Origin of the sequence: Chryseobacterium cucumeris (genome assembly GCF_016775705.1) — a bacterium.
GTDB classification, from domain to species: Bacteria; Bacteroidota; Bacteroidia; order Flavobacteriales; family Weeksellaceae; genus Chryseobacterium; species Chryseobacterium cupriresistens.
Genome location: NZ_CP068760.1, coordinates 1,161,775 through 1,188,771, shown reverse-complemented (window position 1 = coordinate 1,188,771; position 26,997 = coordinate 1,161,775). Strand labels below are relative to the sequence as shown.

At 36.9% G+C, this 26,997-nt stretch carries 31 protein-coding genes; 5 read left to right on the top strand and 26 right to left on the bottom strand.

The genetic code is table 11. The features are described from left to right. Positions 1–48: 48 nt before the first annotated feature. The 16 genes from JNG87_RS05345 to JNG87_RS05265 form a co-directional block, all read right to left on the bottom strand. Complete coding sequence (locus JNG87_RS05345) at positions 49–1,773, bottom strand: hypothetical protein (RefSeq protein WP_202842230.1); 1,725 nt, start codon at positions 1,771–1,773, stop codon at positions 49–51. A 146-nt stretch (positions 1,774–1,919) separates the two neighbouring features. Then, the gene (locus JNG87_RS05340) at positions 1,920–2,648 is read right to left on the bottom strand and encodes a metallophosphoesterase family protein (protein WP_202842228.1); all 729 of its coding nucleotides are present in this window, start codon (positions 2,646–2,648) and stop codon (positions 1,920–1,922) included. Between the two features lies 1 nt (position 2,649). Next, a complete protein-coding gene (locus JNG87_RS05335; protein ID WP_202842226.1) occupies positions 2,650–3,192 on the bottom strand; it encodes an RNA 2'-phosphotransferase in 543 nt (180 codons plus the stop codon). Positions 3,193–3,202: 10 nt separating this feature from the next. Continuing rightward, a complete protein-coding gene (locus tag JNG87_RS05330) occupies positions 3,203–4,144 on the bottom strand; it encodes an ADP-ribosylglycohydrolase family protein (protein ID WP_202842223.1) in 942 nt (313 codons plus the stop codon). Next, positions 4,144–4,830, bottom strand: coding sequence for an SIR2 family NAD-dependent protein deacylase (locus JNG87_RS05325; protein WP_202842221.1), 687 nt, complete (start codon positions 4,828–4,830; stop codon positions 4,144–4,146). Before JNG87_RS05325 ends, JNG87_RS05330 begins: the two co-directional genes overlap by 1 nt. After that, complete coding sequence (locus JNG87_RS05320) at positions 4,827–5,411, bottom strand: hypothetical protein (RefSeq protein ID WP_202842219.1); 585 nt, start codon at positions 5,409–5,411, stop codon at positions 4,827–4,829. The genes JNG87_RS05325 and JNG87_RS05320 overlap by 4 nt, the downstream gene beginning before the upstream one ends. Then, positions 5,408–5,917, bottom strand: coding sequence for an O-acetyl-ADP-ribose deacetylase (locus tag JNG87_RS05315; RefSeq protein WP_202842218.1), 510 nt, complete (start codon positions 5,915–5,917; stop codon positions 5,408–5,410). The genes JNG87_RS05320 and JNG87_RS05315 overlap by 4 nt, the downstream gene beginning before the upstream one ends. Further along, the gene (locus tag JNG87_RS05310; RefSeq protein WP_238349675.1) at positions 5,914–7,146 is read right to left on the bottom strand and encodes a TIGR02452 family protein; all 1,233 of its coding nucleotides are present in this window, start codon (positions 7,144–7,146) and stop codon (positions 5,914–5,916) included. Before JNG87_RS05310 ends, JNG87_RS05315 begins: the two co-directional genes overlap by 4 nt. 17 nt (positions 7,147–7,163) lie before the next feature. Further along, the gene (locus JNG87_RS05300; protein WP_202842216.1) at positions 7,164–7,757 is read right to left on the bottom strand and encodes a DUF4291 domain-containing protein; all 594 of its coding nucleotides are present in this window, start codon (positions 7,755–7,757) and stop codon (positions 7,164–7,166) included. A gap of 14 nt (positions 7,758–7,771) precedes the next feature. Then, positions 7,772–8,245: a macro domain-containing protein gene (locus JNG87_RS05295; RefSeq protein WP_062672771.1), complete on the bottom strand. Its 474-nt coding sequence runs from the start codon at positions 8,243–8,245 to the stop codon at positions 7,772–7,774. A 68-nt stretch (positions 8,246–8,313) separates the two neighbouring features. Next, positions 8,314–9,384 carry an adenylosuccinate synthetase gene (locus JNG87_RS05290; RefSeq protein WP_202842214.1) on the bottom strand — a complete coding sequence of 357 codons (1,071 nt, stop codon included), beginning with the start codon at positions 9,382–9,384 and terminating at the stop codon, positions 8,314–8,316. Positions 9,385–9,444: 60 nt separating this feature from the next. Further along, positions 9,445–10,299 (bottom strand): hypothetical protein, encoded by an 855-nt coding sequence (locus JNG87_RS05285; protein WP_202842207.1) that lies wholly within the window; start codon positions 10,297–10,299, stop codon positions 9,445–9,447. 2 nt (positions 10,300–10,301) lie between these two features. Then, positions 10,302–10,637, bottom strand: coding sequence for a hypothetical protein (locus tag JNG87_RS05280; protein ID WP_202842205.1), 336 nt, complete (start codon positions 10,635–10,637; stop codon positions 10,302–10,304). Positions 10,638–10,713: 76 nt separating this feature from the next. Next, the gene (locus JNG87_RS05275) at positions 10,714–11,265 is read right to left on the bottom strand and encodes a 2OG-Fe(II) oxygenase (protein ID WP_238349674.1); all 552 of its coding nucleotides are present in this window, start codon (positions 11,263–11,265) and stop codon (positions 10,714–10,716) included. A 25-nt stretch (positions 11,266–11,290) separates the two neighbouring features. Continuing rightward, positions 11,291–11,833, bottom strand: coding sequence for an NADAR family protein (locus tag JNG87_RS05270; protein WP_202842203.1), 543 nt, complete (start codon positions 11,831–11,833; stop codon positions 11,291–11,293). Between the two features lie 454 nt (positions 11,834–12,287). Further along, the gene (locus tag JNG87_RS05265) at positions 12,288–12,983 is read right to left on the bottom strand and encodes an NUDIX hydrolase (RefSeq protein ID WP_110008940.1); all 696 of its coding nucleotides are present in this window, start codon (positions 12,981–12,983) and stop codon (positions 12,288–12,290) included. Positions 12,984–13,105: 122 nt separating this feature from the next. Between JNG87_RS05265 and JNG87_RS05260 the strand changes: the two genes are divergently transcribed. Further along, entirely contained in the window at positions 13,106–13,747 is a 642-nt protein-coding gene (locus JNG87_RS05260; protein ID WP_202842201.1) for a DUF1579 domain-containing protein, read from the top strand. A gap of 55 nt (positions 13,748–13,802) precedes the next feature. Here JNG87_RS05260 and lepA read toward each other — a convergent pair whose 3' ends face one another. The 5 genes from lepA to JNG87_RS05235 all read right to left on the bottom strand — a co-directional run bounded on the left by lepA (position 13,803) and on the right by JNG87_RS05235 (position 18,473). Beyond that, entirely contained in the window at positions 13,803–15,599 is a 1,797-nt protein-coding gene (gene lepA / locus JNG87_RS05255) for a translation elongation factor 4 (protein WP_202842195.1), read from the bottom strand. 124 nt (positions 15,600–15,723) lie between these two features. Then, complete coding sequence (locus JNG87_RS05250; protein WP_202842186.1) at positions 15,724–16,743, bottom strand: hypothetical protein; 1,020 nt, start codon at positions 16,741–16,743, stop codon at positions 15,724–15,726. Positions 16,744–16,843: 100 nt separating this feature from the next. Further along, complete coding sequence (locus JNG87_RS05245) at positions 16,844–17,356, bottom strand: hypothetical protein (protein WP_202842184.1); 513 nt, start codon at positions 17,354–17,356, stop codon at positions 16,844–16,846. 6 nt (positions 17,357–17,362) lie between these two features. Beyond that, positions 17,363–17,905: a hypothetical protein gene (locus JNG87_RS05240; protein WP_202842182.1), complete on the bottom strand. Its 543-nt coding sequence runs from the start codon at positions 17,903–17,905 to the stop codon at positions 17,363–17,365. Between the two features lie 16 nt (positions 17,906–17,921). Beyond that, a complete protein-coding gene (locus JNG87_RS05235; protein ID WP_034694015.1) occupies positions 17,922–18,473 on the bottom strand; it encodes an RNA polymerase sigma factor in 552 nt (183 codons plus the stop codon). Between the two features lie 181 nt (positions 18,474–18,654). On the opposite strand from JNG87_RS05235, the gene JNG87_RS05230 reads away from it, so the two are divergent. The 4 genes from JNG87_RS05230 (at position 18,655) to JNG87_RS05215 (ending at position 23,188) form a co-directional block, all read left to right on the top strand. Beyond that, positions 18,655–19,404 (top strand): Rossmann-like and DUF2520 domain-containing protein, encoded by a 750-nt coding sequence (locus JNG87_RS05230; RefSeq protein WP_202842180.1) that lies wholly within the window; start codon positions 18,655–18,657, stop codon positions 19,402–19,404. Then, positions 19,394–19,912: a KdsC family phosphatase gene (locus JNG87_RS05225; RefSeq protein ID WP_202842178.1), complete on the top strand. Its 519-nt coding sequence runs from the start codon at positions 19,394–19,396 to the stop codon at positions 19,910–19,912. The genes JNG87_RS05230 and JNG87_RS05225 overlap by 11 nt, the downstream gene beginning before the upstream one ends. 8 nt (positions 19,913–19,920) lie before the next feature. Continuing rightward, positions 19,921–20,484: a Maf family protein gene (locus JNG87_RS05220; RefSeq protein ID WP_202842176.1), complete on the top strand. Its 564-nt coding sequence runs from the start codon at positions 19,921–19,923 to the stop codon at positions 20,482–20,484. 148 nt (positions 20,485–20,632) lie between these two features. Next, on the top strand, positions 20,633–23,188 hold the full coding sequence (locus JNG87_RS05215; RefSeq protein WP_202842174.1) for a tetratricopeptide repeat protein: 2,556 nt from the start codon (positions 20,633–20,635) through the stop codon (positions 23,186–23,188). Positions 23,189–23,205: 17 nt separating this feature from the next. Here the strand turns inward: JNG87_RS05215 and tsaB are convergent, their stop codons facing one another. The 5 genes from tsaB to JNG87_RS05190 all read right to left on the bottom strand — a co-directional run bounded on the left by tsaB (position 23,206) and on the right by JNG87_RS05190 (position 26,829). Beyond that, on the bottom strand, positions 23,206–23,886 hold the full coding sequence (gene tsaB / locus JNG87_RS05210) for a tRNA (adenosine(37)-N6)-threonylcarbamoyltransferase complex dimerization subunit type 1 TsaB (RefSeq protein ID WP_202842172.1): 681 nt from the start codon (positions 23,884–23,886) through the stop codon (positions 23,206–23,208). 84 nt (positions 23,887–23,970) lie between these two features. Next, a complete protein-coding gene (locus JNG87_RS05205; protein ID WP_202842170.1) occupies positions 23,971–24,720 on the bottom strand; it encodes an SDR family NAD(P)-dependent oxidoreductase in 750 nt (249 codons plus the stop codon). A gap of 82 nt (positions 24,721–24,802) precedes the next feature. Then, positions 24,803–25,174 carry a YraN family protein gene (locus JNG87_RS05200; protein WP_202842168.1) on the bottom strand — a complete coding sequence of 124 codons (372 nt, stop codon included), beginning with the start codon at positions 25,172–25,174 and terminating at the stop codon, positions 24,803–24,805. A gap of 42 nt (positions 25,175–25,216) precedes the next feature. After that, positions 25,217–26,146 (bottom strand): LD-carboxypeptidase, encoded by a 930-nt coding sequence (locus JNG87_RS05195; protein WP_202842166.1) that lies wholly within the window; start codon positions 26,144–26,146, stop codon positions 25,217–25,219. Continuing rightward, the gene (locus JNG87_RS05190; RefSeq protein WP_202842164.1) at positions 26,143–26,829 is read right to left on the bottom strand and encodes a LysE family translocator; all 687 of its coding nucleotides are present in this window, start codon (positions 26,827–26,829) and stop codon (positions 26,143–26,145) included. Before JNG87_RS05190 ends, JNG87_RS05195 begins: the two co-directional genes overlap by 4 nt. Between the last annotated feature and the right edge of the window lie 168 nt (positions 26,830–26,997).

Sequence of the window (26,997 nt, the reverse complement as noted above, 5' to 3'; positions counted from 1 at the left end):
GTTTCCGTGGAAACGCCTGTTTTAGTTTAATTCTTTATTATCAATTAATTACAATACTCTGTAAACCGGATACTGCCTGAAAGTTTTCTCTTCAAAATAAGGAGAATGCCTGTAGATCCAATCCAGTTGTGCAGTTCCATCTTCGGACAGTTTTTTGTCTGACACTTTCGCTGCTTCAAAGGCTTCTTTCAGCTTTTTATCTTTTTTCAGGAGTTCGGCAGCTGTATCTTCGAAAATATAAGCAGAATAGTATTCTTTCTGCGCCAGAATTCCATCGAAGAAATTCCAGTTGAAAAATGAATCTAATGCCTCAGGCTCAAGAGTTTCTATAATATATTTTACCCCTGGCTGATCGGTAGTAACAAGATAATCCCCTGCCGAAAACAGCAAACTTTTACGGGAAGCATCAACCGTCGTTTCAAAGTGCAGATAATGGCCTTCATAAGGGTTTTTAACGGTTTTAAAATCTTTGATTTTATAGGACTCAACAGACAAAGTACTGTCTTTCTGCAAAGGACTCATCTGAATATTGTTTCTCTTCAATTCTTCAATTACACGATATTGTGATTGTGGAATGACATAATACTTCGGAATGGTAATATATCCCGTTGGAACAGCTGTTGTAAAAAGCTTGATGTTCTTTGTAAAAGGCTTATTACGGTCATAATACAGCCTTGGCTTCCCCGAAACTTCACTAGGTTTGTACTTTCCTTCGTAGCCCTTAAAATCCATCGTTGAAAATTTTGTGGAGTCTATTTTCCAACGGATTCCATATTGTTTTCCGGCCTGATACTGTTTTAAATTTTCAATACGGAGCTGCTTTATGGTATGATAATCTTTATCCAAATTCTGCAGGTTCACCAACATATATTTGTAGGTAGCATCTACCCTTTTATCATAAGGCTTCAACATATGGGTTTCCGGAACAGTTCCTAAGGAATTGAAAAGCGAAGTATATCCTGTAGAATATCTGGGAGAGTCTTCAAATGAGGCAAATCCTACTTCCGGAACATCTCCGTGAATGTTGACGTAAGGTGTACTTTCATACCCCAGCTTTTTCATATCTTCAAGATTTTTAGCCTGATAATGATTGTAGAAGTAATTCCCCAGAGTATTGCCCAGACGTTCTTTAAAAGTAGAAATATAGGTAAACGTATATTGATAATCCGCTCCGTTGCTGACGTGATTATCAATAAAAACATCCGGTTTTAACCACTGGTAGATTTCCTGAAAGCTTCTGGCATTTTTGGAATCTGCCTTGATAAAATCTCTGTTCAGATCATAATTTCTTGCATTTCCCCTGAAACCGTACTGCTCCGGTCCATTCTGATTGGCTCTCGAGTAAGATCCTCTGTTGAGCATTCCACTGACATTGTAAGCGGAAATAGCAGCAATAATAAAGTTCTGCGGAGTTTTAATTTTTTTAGCCGCCAGATCTCTCATCAGCATCATGGTAGCATCTATTCCATCCGGCTCTCCCGGGTGAATTCCATTGTTGACAAAAAGAATGGCTTTGTTTTTTCTTAATTTTTCAAGGTCTTTTTCAGGAAAAGGATTATAAACCACTACATAAATGGGTTTTTCATTGTCATCTTCTCCCTTTTTAAGGTATTGAATGGTATTGAAATTTTTAGCCAGATTCTGGTAATAGCTATTCATTTCATCGTAGGTAACAGTTTGATTTCCGTTTCCTTTTTCAAAAGGGGTCTGAAATGATTTTTGAGCCAAAAACAAGGTAGAACTCAGGGTGAATAAAAGATATTTCAGTTTCATTGAAGTCATATTTTCAGACTTTAAAATTAATCATCTTTTGTGAGAAACGGGGATGGGTTGACAGTCAAAATTACAAAAGGTAAAATTGTTTTGCAGATAGAAACCTAACAGGTTTTGAAAACCTGTTAGGTTTGTTCTCAACAGTATTAATTTCGCCCTTTTTCTTTTGGATATAAGAAAGGAAGCGGATCGCTTTGCCAGAATTCTTTGGAATCGATATCCATGATAGATAAAGATCCGGTATAAGCCGCTCCGGTGTCCATATTCCAGATATTGGCTTTGTTGGCCGGTACTGTAATTCCGATATCAAGAGTCGGTGTATGCCCTATAAATATTTCATTGTACAAAAGCAGTCTCTTAGGATAAAGCTCTGAGTTTTTCTGCAGTTTTTTATCCATTGCAACAGCCGTTTCCCAGAGGGTTCTGTCCCAGCGGTAATTGCTGGAATATACTTCTCTTTCGGGGCCGTGCATGGAAGCATATCCGGCATGAATAAACAACCGGTTCTGATCGTCAATATGATAGTTTTTCATCCTTTGAAAAAATTCAAGGTGAAGATCCAGATCTTCCAGAAGATATTCTTTGTAGCTCTCAACAGTACTTTTTCCTCCGTTGAAAAGCCAAACATCAGGATTTTTGCCTGATGTTAACCAATCTTCGCACCATGCATCGTGGTTTCCTTTGATGAAAATACATTCCTGCTTTTTGGAGAGATCCATTAAAAAATGTATTATTTCAGAAGACTCACTCCATCCGTCTACATAATCTCCCAGGAAAATCAGCTGATCATTTGGCGTAACCTCGGCTCTTTCAAGAACCTGCCGTAAGGCTTTAAATCCTCCGTGAATGTCTCCAACCACTAATGTTCTGCTCATTTTACTTTGAAATATATTTTGCATCTACAAAATCTGTTAACCAAACCCCGTTTGCAGACTGATAGAAAGATAATCCTTCCTGATGCATTGTTCCGGTTCTGATGGTCAAAATCACAGGTTTACCGTGTCTCATTCCAACCTTGGTAGCAGTCTCTTTATCAGCACTTAAGTGTACATGCTGACGGCTTCTTTTTTCAATTCCTTTTTCTAAAATAGAAGAAATATTGGCTTCTGCTGTTCCATGGTACAGAAATTCCGGAGGCTGTCTGGCTTCCAAAGCCAGGTCAATATCAATAGAGTGTCCCTGACTTGCTCTGATCATTGTTTTATCTTCATTAAAAGCAAAACGCTTTTTGTTGTTTGTTTCTACCACCTCATCCAATTCTTCGGAGGTAAAATATATTCTCTTTTGGGCTGATTTTGCTCTCAGCTCTTCCACATCTGCCCAACCATTTTCATCCAGGGTAAGACCTATACTATCCGGCTGATGACGTAAGATCAGGCTTAAAAATTTACTTATCTTTTTCTTTTCTATTTCGTTCATGGGTTGTGTTTTAGTTCATTAATTTTTGGTGTAATTTCTCACATAATGCTTCAATATCATCCTTTCTCACCAGCTCAGAAATCCATTCTTGTGGAATATTTTCATATCCATAATAAATTCCGGCAATTCCTCCTGTGATAGCTCCCGTTGTATCGGTATCTTCCCCGAGGTTGACAGCCTTCAAAACAGCTTCAGAATAGGTTTCTGAGTTTAAAAAACACCATAGAGAGGCTTCCAGGCTTTGAAGAACATAGCCGCCGCTCTTAATTTCATCTTCAGGATATTTGGAAATATCATTTTTTAAGATCCTTCTGAAAAGTTCAATTTCATTAGGATTAAATCCTTGTTCTTCAGCATATTTTAAAGTGATATTCTGTGTTTGCTCATATGCTTCTTTTTTATTCTTTCCTTTCAACAGTTGAATGGCAAAAATGACATAGATGAAACAGGCAAAAACAGAACGGAAATGGCCGTGAGTTATTGCAGAAACCTCTTTTACCGTCAGATAGAGTTTCTGAATATCATTTTCCTTCTCAAGATAGAAAGCGAGGGGAAGAATTCTCATCAGAGAACCATTCCCGTTATCTTCTTCAAAAATATTTCCTGAAAATCGTGCACTCTCACCTTTGATTAATCTCGCCAGAGAATGTCTTGTCGTTCCTCCAATGTCAAAAAGCCTTCCATGGGCAGTCCAGTGACCGTATTTATTCCATTTTACGAAACTCTGTCCGATTTTTTCCAGATCATATCTTTTGGAAAGTTCATCAGCAAGGCAAAGTGTAAGAGAGCTGTCATCACTCCAGGTTCCTTTGGGTTGGTTCCATGACATATACTCCAGCATTTTCGTTACCGGAAAACGTTTTAAATCTTCTCTTTTTTTGAATTCTACAGGAACGCCAAGAGCGTCACCTATGCAAACACCCATAATTCCAGCTTTTACCTTATTTTCCATCAAGCTAAATTGACTAATTTATCAAATAATATTTTCATTCCCTGAGTGGCTGTTTCCTTCATTACTACAGCTCTCTGTCCGTATCCGAATCCCGTTTCATTAGGATTGATGACAATTAAAAGACAATCGTCTTTGATATCATGAATCAGTCCTGCTGCGGGATATACCTGCAAAGAAGTCCCGATAACCAGCAGAATATCCGATTCTTTTACGATTTCTCTTGCCGTTTGATACAAAGGGACATCTTCTCCAAACCAAACGATAAATGGTCTTAATTGTGCCCCATCTTCAGCTTTATCACCAATTTTAATATCATCTTTTTGTTCATAAATCAGGCTTTTATTATTACTCGAACATGACTTGAACAATTCTCCATGAATATGAAGAATCTTAGTAGATCCTGCTCTTTCGTGAAGGTCATCAATATTCTGGGTAATGATCTGAACATCAAAATATTTTTCCAGCTCTGCCAGTAAGCGATGAGCTTCGTTGGGCTGTACTTCATGCAGCTGGCGTCTTCTCTGGTTGTAAAATTCCAGAACCAAAGCTCTGTCCTTTTTCCAGCCTTCCGGACTTGCCACATCCGTTACATTATGATTTTCCCAGAGACCGTCTCCGTCTCTGAAGGTTTTTATTCCGCTTTCGGCACTGATTCCTGCACCGCTTAATATGGTTAGTTTTTTCATTGGTTTTTAATTTTTTCTATTAAAACTTGGCCCGCAACAATAATAAGCACGATTATAATAAAAGGAGCTACCAGAATCCCTAAAAGGGTATTTCCTATTCTTTTAAGTCGCTTTGGTCCAAATTTATCTTTCGTTTTATAATTGATAAAATCTACAAAATTTTCTTTATTTGTAAGCTCTTTATCATATCCTCGCCAATCAAAATTGGTCATAAAGTCTCCAAAAATATACAGATCGGGAGATTCAGGATGTGATAAATTGAAAAAATAAAAGGTTTCAAAATCCTGTCCCACCAGAGGTTCATACTCTATATTATACTGAAAACAAAAAAGACTTTCGGTGCTCAGTAAGCCTCTTTGCTTCAAAGCATCTTTCAATTGATTTTGGTATTTTTTCAGCTTTACAATATCATTTTCCACAGGGAAAACATTTGATTCTTTTCCAGCATGTTGAAGATAATAAATATAATTTTCAGGAAACCGCAGATTCAATTCTTTCTGAAGAAAAGCAATTTCTTCATTTGCCAATCCCACGTTAGGATCTTCAGGTTGATCTACGAATCTGAAATTATTTTTTTTCACAGTTGTAAAAGGTCTTTATAAATCTTTTCATTTTCATCATCAAAACAGACAAAAATAACTTTCTCAAAACTATCTGAATGAAATTTTCTGACTTCATCTACCGCAATTTTTCCTGCCAGTTCTTTTGGAAATCTATAGACTCCTGTACTAATATTAGGAAAAGCAATGGTTTTCACACCAAGGCTTTCCGCTAATTTCAAAGAATTATGATAGCAGTTTGCAAGAAGTTTTGATTCTTTCTCAGCATGACCATTCCAAACCGGGCCTACCGTATGAATAACATACTTTGCCGAAAGATTTCCGGCAGTAGTTACGACAGCTTCGCCAGTATTACACTTTCCTTGCCTGTTTCTGATTGCCCTGCATTCTTCCAATATCTTAGAACCTCCTGCCCGATGAATGGCACCATCAACTCCTCCTCCACCAAGTAAGGAAGAATTGGCTGCGTTGACAATAGCATCGGCCTTGATTTTTGTGATATCCCCTTTTATTAATTCAATTTTCATTGTATTTCTTCAAATGGTTTCAACATTTCTTCTTTCTTGGTAAGCACTGCGAAAACCACTCTTTTAAATTTATTTTTATATTTTCCCTGAAGATGTTTTTTAAATAATCCTGCAATTTCTTTTGGATCATTTTTGAAAACTCCACAGCCCCATGCACCCAAGATTAACACTTCATTTCCTTCATGTAACGCCAGCGAAAGCATTTTATCCATTCTGATATCCATTGCAGGGAGAATTTCATGTACTCTTTCCGGTTCCTTACGTTTTACCACGCCTGCATTCACTGCTGCTGAAGTGATAAAATTGCATAAAGCGGGCTTATCCATCAATTCTCCTTTGTCTTTCCTGAACACCGGAACTTTCGGGCTGTAAATCATTGTATCCGAATAAAAACAGGATTCCATTGCACGGTGAATGGTATAATAATCCCATGCCTGAAGTAAGCTTTCATACAGTCCGGAAGTTCTTGCCAGACTTTCTTCCTGTGCTTCTGCTCCATTGATAAATCCTCCTCCTGGATTTTTTGCCGAAGCGAAGTTCAGACACATGAGTTTTTCCTGATTTTCTTCTTCAGCCAATTGTAAAATAGCTTTTAAAGAACTGCAGTTTCTTGTTTCAAACCTAGTTTCAAAAAGGGCTTCCGGCATTGGAGATTCTGCCATTTCCGAAAGCTGCTCTGGAGTGAAAAGAGAGGTTTCTTTTTTACTGATTTCCAGCTCGTTTTCTATATTTATTTTTTCGTTATGTTCGTTAATATAATATTTTTTAGCTAAGATATCCAAAGTATCTTTTGCCATTCCTTTATTAGTCATCGTTAGTTTTTTTATGTTGATCATCAAATCTTCCAACTCAGCGCTTGCGGCCTTCTTAAAGTCATCTCCTATAAAGACTTTGATTACTTTGATATCTCCTACAATTGCCTTATTAAAGCTGTTAAGATCCTCAGAAGGAACCCATAATTCATTGTGATTTCTAGCCCCAACATTCTGTGCAGGATATTGATCCGTCACTTTTTCCAACACCTCAAACCGGGTTACAAAACCAAGATAGTTTCCAGCTTCGTCTCTGGTGTTCCATTTTTCCGCAATCTCTGAAGCATATTCTTCATTAAGAACGGGGTAAAAAATGGGCTGCCATTCCAGTCTTGGAGGAAATTTTTTAAATCCGCTTTCCATAATCAAGATCATTTCTTTTTCTCCTACTGGTCTATATAATGTTGTTGTTTTCATGACGTTCGTTTATTTGGTTATACTGTGGCTCCAATTCTGTAAGCCAGTTCTTTTGACAGAGGATAGTTTTTTTCTACCGGCAGCAGTTTTTTTGCCTTATCAAATTCTCCCGACCTGGTAAGATTCAGAATCTTCTTAACCAAAGGAGAATAATCCTCTATTTTTACAATCCATTCTTCATTGAACTCCTCAATCAATGCGCGGCTGATTCCTACCTGAATGGAACGGTAATTCAGTTTTGCTCCTTTAATATTCCTTTCAGGATCCCACTGCACATATATTCCGGCATTTTCAAAATCTTTTTCCCATTTTCGGGGATCGGGATAAACCCTTTTTTCAGGTGAAGTAAGAATTGCTTTGCTTAAAGCTTTCTCCCAGGCTTCTCTTTTAATATGTATGGCCAGGGTACATTCCTGATTGGGTTTCTGTCCATAGTTGCTGCGCTCCATCATCCAGAGAAAAGAAGGCTTTATCCAGGTCATCCTGTTGAATGAAAAAGGAGCTGTAAATTTCTGATTCTCTACGGCTGATTTTGCAATTGCTTTATTATAGGCCTGATAGACAATCAGCGTGTCATTTTTATAATCTGCTCTTATTTCAAATTCTCTCATTGTTGGTTAATTTATTAAAAATCATACACATATACCTCCACATTCTTTACAAGCAATGTTCTTTCGATAATAGGTTCAATTTCTTCCCATTTTCCTCCTGCCAGTCCACATCCGATTCTTGGCATGTGAACGCTTGCGTTCAGCAGCAAAGCTTCGTTGGAAAGTTTTTCCAGAGCTTTTTCAATGGCATCATACCGAACAGGGACACCATTACTTCCGGTTTTTATTCCTTTTTGCCCGATTATATTGGCTACAAAAATGTATTTTTCAACCTGAACCAATTGAATTTCTCCTAAAGCAAAATTATTTTTACTTCTGAAACGGTGCCAGTTTCTATATTCTTTTTCCGGCTCTTCCCATCTTTTGGAAACTGCCAGTACAAAACCTTTTCCCCAACCTCCGATATCATTGCAGATGTGGGCGATGATCTTTATTCCTTTGGCCTGTGGGACCGTAGCATCCCCTTTTAAATATTGTATCGTTTTCATGGTTATTTACTTTTATTCTCTATCATTTCCTCCTCTCCAAATAAAATTAACATTTTTAACTGCTGAATTTAAAAAATCCGTTTAAAATCTTTAGAATAAGGAGAATAGGATCCATAGACAAAATCAAATTCCTCATCAAGATTTTCTACTTTAAATTCCTCATCAATCTGATCCAGACAAGTAATGACAAGATTTTTTTTAACCGGAAATGCATAAGCTCCATCCAGTTTTAAGGCATAATTCAGCAGTTTGTAATCTATTTCTCCGGTTCTTAGCTCCTTTTGATATTCATTGAATATACAGGTTTCTTCTTCATTATTTTTCAGATCCATTACTTTTTCATTGCTCATCCAGCCATTTCCGTGACGGGTAGAATAGCTTCTGGTGACATAATACATTTCAACGTCTTCAATTTTTAAAAGCCTACAGATCTCAAAGGCATTTTTTGAAGTGGTATGGGCATAGGTCACATTGGGAAAAACGCCGTGATCCATATCGAGTAAAATACCCTGACTTCCTTCAAAAATAAGGTGATCGAAGCTAGCCAGATAGTTATAGTCACTTATTTTCCAATCCATACTGTCAATAGCATCTAAAAAAGGCTGTAAAAGTTCACTAATTTCGTTTTTATCTATAAAGCCATAATAATAGGCAATTCCTTTCAGCTTTTCCATCAGCATCTCTCTGGGCGCAACCAGGTCTGCAGCAAATAGTTTATAAGGGCTTTCGTGTCTTTTCATCGTGGCTCCTACTCCTTTTCCGCAGGTTCCGTGTTGCAGGTTTCTTGCATTATTTCTGTTCTGCCATACATCAAAAGGAGTAGTAATCTTCGCAAGTGGATGAATATGGATCTCAATATTTCTATTCTTTGCTTTTAATTCTTCTCTTTCATTGAGTAGAAAAACCGGATGAATGGTACAATGCCCGGTAAAATAAGAAGGCAGACCGCGAAGTGCACCGCTTGCAAAACTGGAATGCACATGCTTTCTTTCATCGATCATTACGGTATGGGCAGCCTGCTGTCCTCCTGAAAATCTGATCACAACAGCCTCCGGATTCTGAGAAGCCAGAAAATCTGTGGTGATCCCTTTTCCTTCATCACCAAAACCAAGCCCTATTACGATTTGCGCCTTTTTCATCTCTTTTTATTTTTTTAAACCTTAATCACCACTTTAATTTACTGCTGGTATTCAGAAATTCTAAAGCATTTGAAACTGATCCAATCCTTCTGCTCCTGTTGTCCTAAAGGTTTGATCTTTAAATTTATCACAGATAATGTTTTCAATAACATTCGGAATGTCCCTGTGATCTGCTATGGAAATACAGTTTTGTCCTAATAATTCTTTCCAGTCTCTGTCTGCTCTCAGTGCCTGATCGGAATGTAAAACACTGATGTGGTATACTTCATATTTTTTTTGTGCTTCTTCCAGCAGTTCAAAATGAGTATACGTTTGCTGCCCTTTTCCCATAATTTCCCTGATGGCGGAAGCAGGAAGTGTTTTTAAACAAGGTTCATCACCTACGGTAAACAGTAATCCTTTTTGTCCTCTTTTTTCAAACGCATCGGTTCTGGTGTGAAATGCTGCAAAATACCATGCTAAAAGATAACTTTCACCTGCATTTCCACCTCCTCCGGATTCAATATAGGTTCGGGTAAGCCACATATCCAGTTCTGCATCTCCTGATTCGAACTGCCCCACCTGTAGCGGATAACCATCACATTCATGATCTCCGATTCCAAGGAACAATAAGGCCGGATCGGGAACGCCTCCCTGGATGATTCCGCCCATCAGTTTTGGCAATCCATCTCTGATTAACTCGTGCGGGATATGTCCCATACTTCCGGTAACATCTAATCCTAAAATAATGGGAACTGAATTGGGGTGAACTTCCGAATCGCGGGATTCCCTGAAAGAAATTCCATGTGGATTCATCGATTCATGAGCCATTCTTTTGGCATTCTGGGTGAAAATTTCCCCTGCGGATTTTGTTCCGTAACCTGCTTTTCTTGCTCTGTCATAACGAGCGTCTAAATCATATCTTGTACTTCCCATGACTATAATTTTTTTCCAAATAAATATTCAAATCTCTTTTGGGTAACTTCGAGCTGAATATTCAGATTTCTGATTGTTAATGATAATTCCATGTCTTTCTGAACGAATGCTTCGGGATTGAAATCCGCAAAAGTCAGACTGTTTCTGTCTAAAGGACTGATATCAATAAGCCCTTCCTGTTCGCGCCCGAGTCTTTTAATTTTTAATTCGATATCTTCGACTCTGCGCCTGTAAATCAGTTCGGAATCTGCTCCGATGATTTTTGCACGGTCTTCTCTGATCTGATCATTATTTCTTTGTAATGATTCGATAAATCTGGGTTTTAATTCATCTTCCATGATCAAATATTTTTATTTGTGTTAATATTACGCTAATTAAACAAAACATAGTAATGCCCTTATCTTTTAAGAATGATTATTCCCAGTAATACATGATATCCGTTCTTAAAACATACTTTACTCCACTAATTAAAGTTTTTCCTTCGTGTCTCAGCGGATGATGAAAAATAAGTGCTGTTCCTTTCTTCGGAGCTACTGCAAACAGGTTTTCAAATTCTGTTTCTCCGCCTTCAAAATCATCATTCAGATAGATCATAAAAGTGTAGAAACTTTTCTCCTTTTCATTTCGGATATAACTTCCATCTTTATGCATTTTAAACTGCTGACCCGGAGCATACTTATAAACCCTGAGCATTTCATTAAAGTTAAGAATCTGATATCCATCACGTTCCCGAGGAAGAAACTTTACAGCCTTGCCAAAAAGTTCCTCAGCCATTGCCCTATCAAAAATCATCAACCGGTCATTATTTCTGATCCCCTTATTCATCTGCTGGCGTCCGAATACATTGATCTTTGCTTCTTCAAATACTTTTTCCTGTGAAAAACTGATATAATGATCATATTCAGCCTCAGTAAGAAAATTTTCAATCAGAAATATCTGTGGGTGTAATTCTATTTTTTCCATCATTACTATTTTGTGCCTGGTTGTGTTTTTACCCTCTTAATTCATCCCTTACTTCCATCAAAGCAAATCCTAAAAGGTTTTCTCCGTTCCATAATAAAGGATTTTCAGCTCTGTTATCTGTTTCCAGCATCCCGATTCCCCAGATTCTATCATAAGGGCTTGCCTCCACTAAAACTTTGTCTCCGGTTGATAAAAGAAAGTCTTTAAATTTGTGATTTTGAGAGAATTTCAAAAGATTTCCCTGAGTTACAATCTGATATTTATGTTCATCCCACTGTTTCGGATCAAAGTTTTTTACTTTTCTACCCAGAGCTTTTGCCTGATTCGGAGTAGCGGCTTTTAAAATTTCCTTTTCCATTTCAGCATCATTAAATAATCTTGCTTTTGCAGCCATCATATAATGTTCTGCTGTTCTATAGGTAATTCCGTTTTCTTCAAAACTTCCTGGAGACCATTGGCTTAAACATGATTTGGTAACAATATCTGTTGCCGTGTGTCCCCAGAAAAAGAGATATTTTATCCTTTCCTTTTTTTGAAAGCGTTCTATAATATTTTGTAAGGTATATTTCATGATTGCGTTATTTTGACACAAATTTAAAAGAATATCAGCTTTTACACCAAATTTATTTGTGTTAATTTTACGCTAATAAATATAATTAATTGATTTCCAGCAATAAAAAATTAATCTTAACAAACACGAATAACACAAATTTTAATCACAAATGACACAAATTTGATAGGTTTCAGCTAAAACTGGTGGAATTTGTTCTTAAAAATTGTTATTACATCAATGTCATTCTAAACACAGACTGAAGGTCTGCGAACGTAGTTCAACAGTGTAGTGAAGAATCTAATCAATTACGAGATTCTTCCTCCGTTAGAATGACAGAAGACCGATAATACAATCCGGAGTTAGATATTTCCTATTGAATGTCTTAATACTGTATAATGTGCATTCCGAAAATGCCTGTAAATATTAATGAATATTTGTGCAAGACATTTGTGAAATTTGTGTTTAAAACAAACTATTTGATTTCAAAATAAAAGCCCTGCTCTTCCAGCTCTTTATATTTTTCTTTATTGAAAGTAAAAAGTTTTCCGGGTCTGCCGCTGCCTTCTTTTTTAACGTTATTGGTTTCGTTCAGGAGTCCGTAGCTCATGATTTTCTTGCGGAAGTTTCTTCTGTCAATTTCCTGTCCGACAATTGTTTTATAAAGGTTTTCAAGATCTGAAAAAGGGAATTCTTCATTGAGAAGATTGAAGCCGATCGGCTGGTATTGAATTTTTGTGCGAAGTCTTTTTAATGCTGTCTCAATAATGGTTTTGTGATCAAATGCTACTGATGGAAGTTTATTAATACTAAACCATTGTGCGTCATCGGCATCTGAATCGGCAAACAGTTCATGATAAGATGGGTTTACAAGCCCCAAATAAGCCACAGAAACCACTCTGTTTCTCGGATCGCGGCCCAGATTACCAAAAGTATACAGTTGTTCCAAAAAATCGGGCTTTATACCGGCTTCTTCATACAATTCTCTTTTTACCGCATCATCTACACTTTCATCATCAAGAACAAGCCCTCCCGGAAGTGCCCAGCCTCCTTTAAAAGGTTCAATATTTCTTTTAATCAGAAGGATCTGAAGATCTTTTTTATCAAAATATCCGAAAATAACGGCATCTACAGCCACTTTTATATCCTGTAATTTTTTTGGAGACTCCATAAATTGATTTGTGTTATGAATACACAAAGTTACAATTTATGCCTGTATTAAAAAAAATTTTAATTAACATAAAAGTTCTTACCTTTAAGTTATCTTTCTAACCATCTTAAAACTAAATTATTATGAAAAATTTATTAGCAATTCTTTCTGCAGCTTTTTTATTAATAGCTTGTGAGAATGGAAAAACAACAGCAGCCAGTGGTTCTGATAAAACAGATTCAGCATCTGCATCTGAATGGAAGCCAGTAGACTCCGCAACCGCCATGAAAGACTGGATGGCGTACTCAACACCGGGAGAAATGCAAAAAATGCTTGCAAAGTCTGATGGAACCTGGAATGGAGAAACGACAATGTGGATGGAAAACGGAGCCAAACCTATGATGAGTAAATCTGAAGCGACCAATAAAATGATGCTTGGCGGACGTTATCAGATCACAAATCACAAAGGCGACTTTATGGGAATGCCTTTTGAAGGAATGAGCATTGTGGGATATGATAACGCAAAGAAAAAGTTTGTCAGTACGTGGATCGATAATATGGGAACCGGAATCATGCATAGCGAAGGCGACTGGAACCCTTCCACAAAATCAGTTGAATTCAAAGGGAAAATGACAGATCCTTCAAGACCTGGAAAAGACTGTGATTTCAGAGAAGTATTCACCTTTGTGGATGATAATACTCAAAAGCTTGAAATGTATGGCCCTGATTCCAAGACCGGAAAGGAATATAAAACGATGGAAATAAAATATACGCGTAAAAAATAAATGCATTAAAAAACCGCTTCTGATGAAGCGGTTTTACTTTATAATAGATTAATAATTAATCATTTAACTTTAGTACAGCCATGAACGCTGATTGTGGTACTTCTACTCTACCAATCTGCTTCATTTTCTTTTTACCTTCTTTCTGCTTTTCCAATAGTTTACGTTTTCTGGAAATATCCCCTCCGTAACATTTTGCGGTAACGTCTTTTCTCAAGGCTTTAATAGTTTCTCTTGCGATTACTTTCGTCCCTAATGCAGCCTGAACAGCGATATCAAACTGTTGTCTCGGGATCAGCTCACGAAGCTTTTCACACATTCTTTTACCGATATAATAAGCATTAGAATCGTGAATCAAAGAAGATAATGCATCTACCATATCACCATTGATCAGGATATCCATTTTTACAAGCTTGGAAGCTCTGAATCCGATTGGATGATAATCGAATGAAGCATATCCTTTAGAGATAGATTTTAATCTGTCATAGAAGTCGAATACCACCTCAGCAAGAGGCATATTGAAAATTAACTCTACTCTTTCTGATGTCAGATAACTCTGGTTAACAATTTCTCCTCTCTTTTCAATACATAAAGTCATTACTGCTCCTACGAAGTCGGATTTTGTAATGATAGACGCCTTGATGAATGGTTCTTCTACTCTGTCCATCGTTGAAGGATCCATCATTTCAGACGGGTTGTTGATCAAAATCGGAACTTCAGGCTCTTTTTTAGTATATCCAAAATAAGAAACGTTCGGTACCGTAGTGATTACATTCATATTAAACTCTCTGTCAAGACGTTCCTGAACAATTTCCATGTGTAGCATTCCCAAGAATCCGCAACGGAAACCAAAACCAAGAGCGGCGGAACTTTCCGGCTCGAAAACCAGAGAAGCATCATTCAGTCTTAATTTTTCAAGAGAGAATCTTAATTCTTCGAAATCTTCAGAATCAATTGGATAAATCCCGGCAAATACCATTGGCTTTACTTCCTCAAATCCATCAATCGGAGCATCCGCAGGTTTTTCAAATGAAGTGATGGTATCTCCTACTTTTACTTCACGGGCATCTTTAATACCGGATACAAGATATCCTACATCTCCGCAATGGATTGTTTTCTTGGGAACCTGCTTCAGTTTTAAGGTACCTACCTCATCAGCTCCATATTCTTTTCCTGTAGCGAAGAATTTGATCTTTTCATTTTTGGTCATGCTTCCATTCACTACTTTAAAATAAGCTTCAATACCTCTGAACGGGTTGTATACAGAGTCAAAGATCAAAGCCTGCAGTGGGCCGTCAGGATCTCCTACCGGTGCAGGAATTCTTTCAACAATCTGCTCTAAAAGGTTATGAACACCTTCTCCTGTTTTACCGGAAACTCTCAATACATCTTCATATTCGCATCCGATAAGGTTCATGATCTCATCGGTTACTTCTTCAGGATTTGCAGACGGAAGGTCAATTTTATTCAGAATCGGAATGATCGTTAAATCATTTTCCAACGCAAGATACAGGTTACTAATAGTCTGAGCCTGAATACTTTGTGCAGCATCTACAATAAGAAGCGCTCCTTCACAGGCAGCAATAGAACGGGAAACTTCATAAGAGAAGTCAACGTGTCCCGGGGTATCAATAAGGTTTAAAATATATTTTTCTCCTTTATACTCATAATCCATCTGGATTGCGTGCGATTTAATGGTAATCCCACGTTCTTTCTCCAGATCCATATCATCAAGCGTCTGAGACTGTAATTCTCTTTGGGTAACGGTATTCGTGTACTCCAATAGACGGTCTGCCAGGGTACTTTTACCATGGTCGATATGAGCGATTATGCAAAAATTTCGTATGTTTTTCATTTAAGAATCTTGTAATTTGCAAAGATAAGAAATTGCACGAGAATTTTTCATCCTTAATTCTTTCTTTTAACTGAAACACAGATAACAATAAGAAAAGAGGGAAAATTTTTCCTCTTTTCAAATATTATTTTGTTTTGCCAAAGTTTTCCGGTAACAGATAATTTCCCGTAAAAGGATCAAGATAAACTTTAGCCCCTCCAGTGGTCTTCCTTTTCTTTGATAAACTGACATCTATCACTGCACCAATAGCGCCTCCAAGCATACCTCCCGCTGCAGCACCAATTGTAACCCCAGTTGTAACCGTTTCAGGAAATAATTCTGCTTTTGTTGCCTCTATAAAAACCCCGTTATCATCTTTGAAAATCTCAGTGTAACCCACAGGAATATTTTTGTATGCGATGCCCTTATAGACAAAAGCATAAAAATATCTTATTGCCGCTTTTTCATCTCCTTTTACAGCCTTTGTAATGATTCCCTTATCATTAGCCTGCAAAGTAAACCCGGGTTCAGGATTGTGAGTAAAAAAGCTATAATAGTCTTTGTAAACCCCTTCTTTAAGTTCATTTGCTTTTAGGATGCTCAGTTTTTCTTTTAATACAGAGGCATAGTCAGAAAACTCATTTTCTGAAATGCTAAGTTCCCAAGGTGTTGCTTTATAGGAATCTTTAAAAAGATCCGTAAGAATTAAAGTCACTTTTCTTGCCAGACTTTGTGCCAGATAAGGTGTTGTACGTGATGAGACTGTTGCGACAGTGTCTACTCTATCCATAAAATGATATCCGTCTTCTTTCTTAATAAATGTACTTGCCTTTAATTCAAGCTTTCCAATAGAATACTTTTCCTTTTTATCTTCTGAAATACTTAAATCTTCAAGCAAAAAAACCATATCATTATTTCCTCGTGATGGATTGTATTTATAAAACCAATCCTGTATGTCTTTGCTGGCATTATTTTCGAAAATAACTTTCACCTCATCCTTATGGTACATCACCATTCCGATTTCCTGATTACCTCTTTGATCTATCACTGTAATACTTTTGATAGAATTTTTGCCATCTTTAATGGATTTTGAAAGATCAATGGTTTCTATTTTCTGTGCTGATGCAAAAGCGGAAATCATTAAAAAGAAAAAAATGTTTCTCATAATTTATGTTTAACTTATCAAAAATAGGAATTTACAAAAAAATTAAACGGCTCTCACAGAAAGATCTGTAAGAGCCGTCCAACATTAAAAAAATAAACTATTATGGGTTCTGTTTGGATCCCGAAGCATTGTTATGGTTTCCGTGAGGTCTTCTTTCGTCCATTTTATCCTTCATCATTTTCTCGGATTGAAACAGCTTCAAAACTTTCTGGCAGGGAATTACCTGCTGCATTTTATCTGCGTATTTCTTTCTGTTATCCAATAACTTCTGTCCCAATTCAAAACTTTGCTGCAATTTTGCTTTAGCCTCGTCATCCGTTAAGGATTCAGGATCAAAGTTCGAATTAAACTGACTTTTTATCTGCCTCTGGCTATCCAGATATTCGTTATACAATTGTGTAAATTCGGCTTTATCATCCGGATCAACATTAAGATTATCCATGATCATATTGTCCCTGAATTTCTTCAGGAGTTCTTTTCTCTCTTCCGGAGAAAGATTATTGATGACTTCTTTCCTTTGTTTAGGATCCATCTTTTTCCAATCATAATCCGTTCTTTGGGCATTCAATCCAAAGCCATAAATAATCAAAAACGTCAATAATATCTTTTTCATTTTCTTTTAATTATAAATATCCAAATAAACGTCCTGAGTCGAATTACTTGCTAACTCTGCAATTTCAGAATTAGAAAACGAGTCAAGATATTCATTCATTCGTGTTTCTTCTTTTTTCTTTACAGTTTTCACCGGTTCAGGGGTCTCTGCAGTTTTTTTGGTTTCGTTTACACTTTTAGAAGCGTAGACATTGTTATTTTTTTGATTGTCAACTGTTTGATCATTGTTTTCAACAGAAGTTAAATCAGATTTTAAAGTTTCATAAGCCAGCTCGCTTTCTGTTTTCGGTGCTCCGTTATTGGCAGCATAAGCTGTTTTAGAGTTCAGCATCTGTTCAGGGGAATCATTATCTGAATTAAAAACATAAGTTGCTCCAAAAATCAAAGCCAGCGATGCCGCTGCTGCATACATCCAGTTCAGCTTAAAGACAGGTGCTTTTTTACTTGCCTTTATATCATTCATAACGTTCTCCTGAATATTTTCAAACATATTATCAGGAACTGTGTAAATGTTTTTACGCTCTAATTTTTCTATGTCGAACTCTTTCATCTTTGTTGGTCAAAAATTATTTTTCGTAATTTTCTTTAATATAATCTTCTATTTTCTGTTTGGCATAATGATAATTTGTTTTTAAAGTGCCTACCGACATATCCACAATTTTTGATATTTCTTCGTAGGGCAAATCATCATAATACCGCATCATAAATACCAGTTTCTGCTTTTCGGGCAGGCTCTGTATAGCGTTCTGCAGTAAAATCTGTATTTCTTCAGCATCTCCTTCTGTATTATCTGCGACGAGATTCTGCATATGATACTCCGGATCCTCATCCGTTTTCTGCATTTTTTTCATTTTGTTGACCTGTTGTAGTGCTTCGTTGGTAGCGATTCTGTACAACCAGGTATACAACTGGCTATCATTTTTAAACTGATGAAAATTCTGATATGCTTTAATAAAAGTTTCCTGCAAAGTATCCTGTGCAAGATCTCCGTCCACAATAATTCTTCGTATGTGCCAGTACAATCTGCTTTGATAGGCATCCATCAAGGCACGAACCCCTTTATCCTGGGTTCGTGGATTTTGCATCAACGAAATAATTTCCGCGTCCTTAATCTTCATAAGATGCCTTCATTGTTTTAGATTACAAAAATAGCTGAAAGTTAAATTAAAAATTCAATTTTCATTTTAAATATTAAAAATAATATGAGACACTTACGCAATAAACGTGCCTAGATTACAGTCCCTGATTTCTGAAGTGATCTTCCTTTCCCGGCTCAGCTTAAAATCTTATATTTGTTATATGCAAATTGTAATCATCGGTTCCGGAAATGTTGCCTATCATATGGCAAAAGCTTTCACGTTGAAAAGCATTCCTGTGGCGCAGCTATTTGGGAGGAACGAAAAAGAATTAAGTAAAATCTCTGAAGAATTAAATATTCCTTACTCTACGGATCATCTGGGAGAAGCAGATCTTTATATTCTTTGTGTAAGCGATCATTCTGTGGAAGAAGTCTCAAAAATTATTACAAAAAAAGATTGTCTGGTGGCCCATACCTCAGGATCTCTTCCAAAAGAAGTTCTGGCTGGTGAGTATAGAAAATCCAGCTTCTACCCTTTACAGACTTTTTCAAAATCCAAGGAACTTGACTATGAAAAAATTCCGTTTTTCGTAGAAGCCGGAAATGAAGAGGATCAAAAGATACTGTTCGATCTTGCTTCAAAAATTTCAGAAAGGGTGATGAAAAGCAGCTACGAGAAAAGAAAATATATTCACCTGACAGCTGTTTTTGCCTGCAATTTTGTGAATCACCTTTTTTCAAGGGCTAAAGAAATTTCAGATTCTCAGGAAATTCCGTTTGATTATTTCTTGCCGCTGATTGATGAAACGGTTCAGAAAATTCATGAAATTGAACCTAAAATGGTACAAACAGGCCCCGCAGTAAGAAATGATGTAAGAATTTTACAGCTGCATGAACAATTATTAAAAGACGAAAGTCTTGAAATTTATAAAACAATGAATCATTCTATTCAGGAAATGTATGAGCTATAAAGAGAAATTAAAAGATATTAAGGCATTTGTATTTGATGTTGACGGAGTTTTCACAGACGGAAGCGTATATCTGCTTCCCGGAGGAAATATGTGCAGGGTAATGAATGTCCTGGACGGTTATGCAGTAGTAAAAGCTTTAAAAAACAATTATTTAATTGGGGTTATTACGGGAGGAAATGATGAAATGGTAAAGCACAGAATCAATTATCTGGGTATTCAGGACTACTACCCTAAGTCCCACAACAAAATGATTGATTTTGAAGACTTTAAGAAGAAATACAATCTTAAGAACGAAGAAATACTAACCATGGGTGATGATCTTCCGGATATTCATATTATGGAAAATTCAGCTATTGCGGCATGTCCTGAAAATGCGGTTCCTGAAGTAAAAGGAATTTCCGATTATATTTCCCCGAAAAAAGGTGGAACCGGTGCGGTTCGTGATGTCATTGAACAGGTAATGAAAGTTCAGGGGAACTGGCATGACGATAATACTCAATCTGTATAAGTATCTGTATGAAATTACTTTTAGCATCACAATCCCCAAGAAGAAAAGAACTTCTTTCGAGTTTAGGCTTTGAATTTGAAGTTGTAAAAATAGACTGTGAAGAAATTATTCCGGAAAACATCAAAATAGAAGATGCTGCAGCTTATCTTTCTGATTTAAAAGCTTCAGCCTTTAGAAAACTTGAAGCGGGTGAAGTACTTCTGACTGCCGATACGGTAGTTGCTATCGACAATCAGATCCTTGGTAAACCTAAAGATGAAGCGGATGCCTTTAAAATGCTTCAAAACCTTTCAGGAAGAACGCATCAGGTGTATACGGGAATTACCATCAAAACCGCCGGAAAATCGATCACTGAAACCGATGTGGCTGATGTTACTCTGGACAAGCTTTCGGATGATGAAATAAACTATTATATTCAGAACTATAAGCCTTTCGACAAAGCCGGAAGCTATGGTGTTCAGGAATGGCTGGGAATGGCAAAGATCACAAGTCTTACCGGAAGTTATTATACCATTATGGGGCTCCCTACCCATCTTGTTTATAAAATACTGAAAGAATCTTCTCTGATTTAAAAGATTATCAGGTTCGAAACTCCCATTAAAGAAGAAATAAAATATTTCTACCAGAAATATAAATATTATTCATTATAAAATTTTATTATTTTTACAAAATCATCAAACTGCTGATAATAAAAAGCAGATTAGCGAGTTATATTGAATAATGAAAAAGAATATATTATTCCTTTTAGTCATATGTCTTGTTGCTTCCTGTGCTACCAAAACCAAAAAGCCGGAGCAGCGATCAAGAGTATTGAAAGGATTTTCCACATATTATAACACATTATTTAATGCAAAAGATGCATTAAACAGTGAGTTTACCACCAGAGACAAAGGGCATAAGGACAACTTTTATGCTCCCTACATTCCTATTCTGACTTATGAAGAACAGCCTTTAGGAAGTGATCTTGGACAGACTGAGGCTTTTGCCGAAAATTCGATGAAGATGGCAGAAGTAGCCAACAGACCTTCAGGAAGAGGCAATTCAGGAATTCCGAATATTCCCGGCGGACCTCAGAGAAACGGTCCTTCAAGACCTGACGGAGAAGAGAATAAAGGAGCCACTACTCTGGAAATTGCAGAAGCTAAAGCTTTAAAAGCAATTAATAAATATTCTGTAACCAGAAATGGTGAAGAGAAAAACAAGCAGATTTTTGATGCCTACATGATCCTTGCGCAGGCAAGAATTTACCGTGGTAAATCTCTGGAGGCCCTGGATGCTCTCAATTATGTCTTCACCCGTATGAAAGATGATAAGAGAATTGCACTTGCAAGAATCTATCAGGGGCTTGCTTATGATCAAATCAAAGATTATCACAGAGCGCATGAAACATTTGCCAAACTGAAAAGTGAAGATATCAGTAAAAGTTATGCAAAACTGCTGAGCATTTACTATTCCGAATCTCTTCTTGATGCCGGTAAGAAAGAAGAAGCTGCCAAGGAACTTGACAATGCTTTTGAGCTCAATACAAACAGAAAACTGAAAAGCAGAATCGCTTATCTGAGAGGTCAGGTGCTGGAAAATCTGAATCAGAATGATAAAGCAAGAGAAAGCTATGCTGCAGCGTATAAATATGCCAGTGATTTCGAATTTGAAGTAAAATCTCAGGTTGCCATCGCCAAAACTTTTAACGGCAAAGGTGATTATGCAGGAGCAAAAAATTACCTGGAAGGAATCAGTAAAAAGGGAATGTATGGCTCCAGAAAGAACGAATTTTACTACGCTTTAGGATTAATGGCCAATAAAGCAGGCAAAAAGGATGAAGCGCAGCAATTCTTCAGAAAATCACTGTTTGAAAAGGTTTCTGATCCTCAGATCCGTGGATTGGCTTATTATGAAATAGGAAAAAGCTATCTTGATAAGAATGATTATATCGGAGCCGGAAGTTATTATGATTCTGCACTTGCTGTAATGACTTATGAACCTTCAAAAATACTGTTAAAAGACCAGTCTGAATACATTAAAAAGATTTCCAAAAACTACTATCTGATCAAAAAGAATGACAGTATCCTTACGCTGGCAAAGATGAATGACAGTCAGAAAACAGATTATTTCACAAAATATATTGCCAAATTAAAGATTAAAGAAGAGAAAGAGGAGCAGGAAAGAAGACGTGCAGAAAGAAGTAAAGGTTTTGATACCGGAGATTACAGTGCCAATTCTATTTTTGCCAATAGCGGCAATTCTTTTGAAGACTTTGGAGTCACTACAAAAGGTTTTTATTTCAGCAATTCAGGAACGGTAAGCAAAGGAACCTCTTCATTTAAGCAGATCTGGGGAGACCGTGCCCTGGCCGATAACTGGCGTTCTTCCAAGAAAATGGCCTCTATTGAAGATATGAAAAATGAAGCGTTGGGAGTAACTTCTGCGCCTAATCCAAGACGTTTTGAGCCTGCGTACTATATTGAACAGATTCCTACGGATCAGGGGAAATTATCTCAGTTAAAAAAGGACAGAGACACTGCTTCACTAGGTCTGGGAATTATGTATCAGAATTATTTTACCAATACTCCACTGGCTACGAAAACGCTTTATGATCTTGTAGATGTAAAACCGGAAGAAAAAGTGATGTTACAGGCATTGTATGAGATTTTTGCCATGAATTATGAGAAAAATCCACAGGCTTCTGAAAGAGCAAAACAAATTCTCTTAGCTGATTATCCTTATACTTCTTACGCTGAATTTGCCAGAAATCCTAAAAATAAATCATTTGTAAAATCAACTGAAGAAGTTGAAAACGAATATAAGAAGGCATATGCGCTATTTGAATCAGAAAAATTTGTGGAAAGTAAAGATATTATAGATCAGACGATTCAGAAGTTTCCGAAAGATGCTCTGGTTCCTAAGCTGTATTTATTAAATGCGTTCAATGCAGGAAAATCAAGTGGAAAAGAAGTTATGATTCTCCAGCTGGAACAGATTGCCCTGAATTATTCCAAAACACCTGAAGGAATAAGAGCTAAAGAAATGCTGAATTATCTGAAAAGTGACCTCAGCTTCCAGGCAACGGACAACAAAGGAAATAATATTCCTCAACAACCGTCAGGAGCACCTGTACAACCTAACACCCAAAATACGGGAGTTCCACAAATGAATAGTGGAAAAGTACAGAAGCTGGATACGATGCAGAACATTAATACGAATACTGCTCCACAGCAAAGTCCTAAACAGCCAAACGAAACAAAATCGGGTTCCAAGATCCCGCCAAGACCTCAATAAAATAAAAAAGCGAAGATTTATTCTTCGCTTTTCTTTTTCTTTACTCCGTGGAAGTCCTTCAGATAGAAAGGCTCAAAATAAGCCATATCTTCAAATTCTTTATTTTCTATTTTCTCCAGCGTTTTTCTGATCAGATATTGGGAAGACGGATAAACGTTTTCATTAAAAACTGCATCCGGAAGATTTACGATCTCTTTTGCTTTTTTAGCGCCATCCCCTATAAACAGAACTTTTTTATCTTTAAATTCTTTAAAAGATGTTTCATCCAGAATCTTGGCTTCGGTATTGGATAACTCCTCCCCTGTTTTACCGTCATAAACGGCCGTATAAACCTCCATTCTCCTTGCATCGATCAAAGGGATAACGAAGTCATAGTTATCGCCTAAAAAAGGCTCTATCATGCTTTCAAGAGAATTCACTGCTACCAGAGGCACCCTGAGTCCATAACAAAACCCTTTAGCTGAGGCTGCTCCGATTCTTAGGCCGGTATAAGATCCGGGACCTTTTCCTAAAGAAACGGCTTCGATATCTTTAAGCGCTATCCCCGCTCCTTCCAATGCCCACTCTACATAAGTGTGAAGACTTTCAGACTGTTTATAGTTTTCAGAAACTTCTTCACAAAGGCACAATAACTTCTCATTATCTGATATGGCTACTGAACAGTTTTTCGATGATGTTTCCAGATATAGAATTTTCATTTTTTTGTTTTAAAGCTAAACAGCAAAATCGCGAAAAGCAAAATCGCTTTATAATATTCTACAAATTTACTCCATTATTTTGGACTATTTTCTATAAATCGTTCTTGGTTCAGCCTGAGCACTTGGATAGATGGTCATATCTGAAATGGTAACGTGTTTCGGTGCGTTCACACAGTAAGCAATAGCATCAGCAATATCTTCCGCCTTCAGAGCATCATAACCTTCATAAACCGTTGAAGCTTTTTCACTATCTCCCTTGAATCTTACCAGAGAGAAATCTGTTTCTACAGCGCCCGGCTGGATGTTGGTTACTTTGATTCCAAATTCCGTAAGCTCCAATCTCATCCCTTCCGAAATAACGTCTACTGCTTTCTTCGTTGCACAGTACACTACTCCATTCACATAGGTTTGTCTTGCTGCTACAGAACTGATATTTACAATATGACCTAAATTTTTAGTTTTCATAGTTGGAATGATCATTTTGGAAACATACAGTAATCCCTTCACATTTCCGTCAATCATAGAATCCCAGTCGTCCGTCTTACCAGCAGAGAGAGGATCTAACCCATGAGCATTGCCGGCATTATTAATCAGAACATCAATATCTTTCCAGTTCTCAGGAAGAGAATTAATGGCTGCTTCCACTTCTTCAAGATTTCTTACATCATATATTAAACTAAATATTTCGGTGTATTGAGAAAGTTCTGTTTTTACAGACTCCAGCACCTCACTTCTCCTTCCACAAATAATAATTCTGTTTCCTTGCTTTGCAAGAAGCTCTGCAGTGGCTTTACCTATACCGGAAGTTGCACCGGTGATTAATATTGTCTTCATAAAATTGGTTGTTAAATGTCCGAATGCACTCCTCTATCAATGTCATGATTCTGTTACATTCAAACATTGTTGTATTGATTTATTAATTCGCATCAAAAGACTGAAAAGCATCTTTGATATGGTCAATTACTAAATTTTTGTTTTCATCGGGAAGAACAGAAATAATGTCAAACCTGGCTTCCTGATCGTTATTACATTCCTCCAGATAATGATTAGCTGCAGAAACAATAGATTTTATCTTTGTTTTGGTTACAGCTTCCTGAGGAAGGATGAACGCATCGGTGGATCTTGCTTTCACTTCCACGATAATAATCAGATTATCTTTTTCAGCAATGATATCAATTTCGTTTTGCTTAAAACGAAAGTTTCTGGCCTTAATTTTATAGCCATTTTTCTGAAGATAATCAGCAGCGAGATTCTCTGCTATTTTTCCAAAATCATTGTGATGAGCCATAGTTTATAGTTAAGAGTCTGGAGATGGGAGAGTAGTAGTGCCTTAAAAATCTATTTTTACATTAGCATCCACTTTCATTTTCACGTTGGCACCAATTAAAAGGGGTCTGTTGTCCTTAATATGTCCATTCGGGAAAGCAAACACTACGGGAAATTTATATTTTGAAATTCTGTCTGAGATCAGTTTATAAACGAACTCATCAAAACTTTCATCATAGCTTTGATTTTCCTTTTCATCACCCATATTGGTCATTCCACCAACAATCAATCCTTTGATTTTATTGAAAACACCTGCCAGCTCCAGACTCATGATCATACGGTCCAGTGCATAGAAGTTTTCCCCGATATCTTCAATAAACAGAATCTTGTCTTTAAAGTCAAATGAATATTTGGTTCCAAGAAGGGCATAGATAAGGGCTAAATTCCCTCCGACCAGTTCTCCCTGAATATTCCCCTTTTTATTGAATGGGTGAGATTTAAGGCTGTATTTTGGCTTTTCCCCTTTCAGGATATCGAAAATAAGATCATAACTTTCTCCGGTAACTCCAAAGCTGGATGTTTTGATGGTTTGTCCATGGATGGAAACAAAACCTTTTTTCATCAGATAACTTTGGATAACTGTATTATCAGAATATCCAATATACCATTTCGGGTTTTCTGAGAAATTTTTCAGCTTCAGATGCTGAATAAGATGCTGGCAACCATAGCCTCCTCTTGAAGCCCATACAGCTTTTATTTCCTTATCGTTAAAAGCCCAGTTGATATCTTTTGCTCTTTCCTTTTCTGTTCCGGCATAATTATATCCGTTTGAAAATTTAGTGTAGAGATGTTCTCCGGGAACGGGTTCAAAACCTCTGCTTTTAATCATTTCTATTCCCTTTTCCAGTTGAGTGGCATCTACAGCTCCTGCAGGGGAAATAACAGCTATTTTGTCTCCTTTTTTAAGAGACTTTGGAAAGATCATTTTTTTCATTTTGCTTTTTGATATTTTACTTCTTTCTTTTCTGCTTCCTCCAGTTGTCTTTCAAACTGATTGAATTTTTTGAAACTCTGCAGGAAAATAAAGAAACTGAAGATAATGAGAATACAGCCAACAACTCTTCTGATCTGGTTGGCCAGTTTTTGTGTTAATTTATCATGAAACTGCTTGGCAAGAAATATCTTGGCAAGATCTATAGAAAGGTAAGTGGCCAGAACTATGCTGATGTATAAAACAAAACTGCTGGTGTCCGGATATTGATTCCTTACGGAAATTACCGTTACCAGCCAGAAAAGAATGACTCCCACATTGAGAAGGTTAAAGAAAAAACCATTGAAAAATGTCTTAATATAATTCTGTCCAATAATCCTTTCTTCGCCGGGCATATGCATTTTTGTTTTGGTCACCAGCATCACAATCCCGTAGACAAAAATAAGAATAGAAGTGATCCTGTAGAATCCCGGATGTTTATCTATTAACGTTACAATATCTGTACTGGCATAATAGGCTGCTACAATGCATAATAAATCTGCTGTAATGACGCCAAGATCCAGAGACAAGGCATGTCTGGGGCCTCTGGAAAAGCTGGTTTCAATAAGCAGGAAAAAAATAGGTCCTATGAAAACCAGGCTTAGCATAAATCCTAATATGACGGCAGATAGTACAAGTTCTAGCATTAAGTAGTATTTTAAAATGAATAAAATTCATTTCGTTTAATACAAAGTTAGACTTTATGATTTAATTATTCAATAAAGTTGTGATATATCAAGTGGATATTAATAAGAGTTTAATGTAATTTTTTATTAAGAAATAGGAGAGTAGAGGAGAGTACATTTCATACTTTT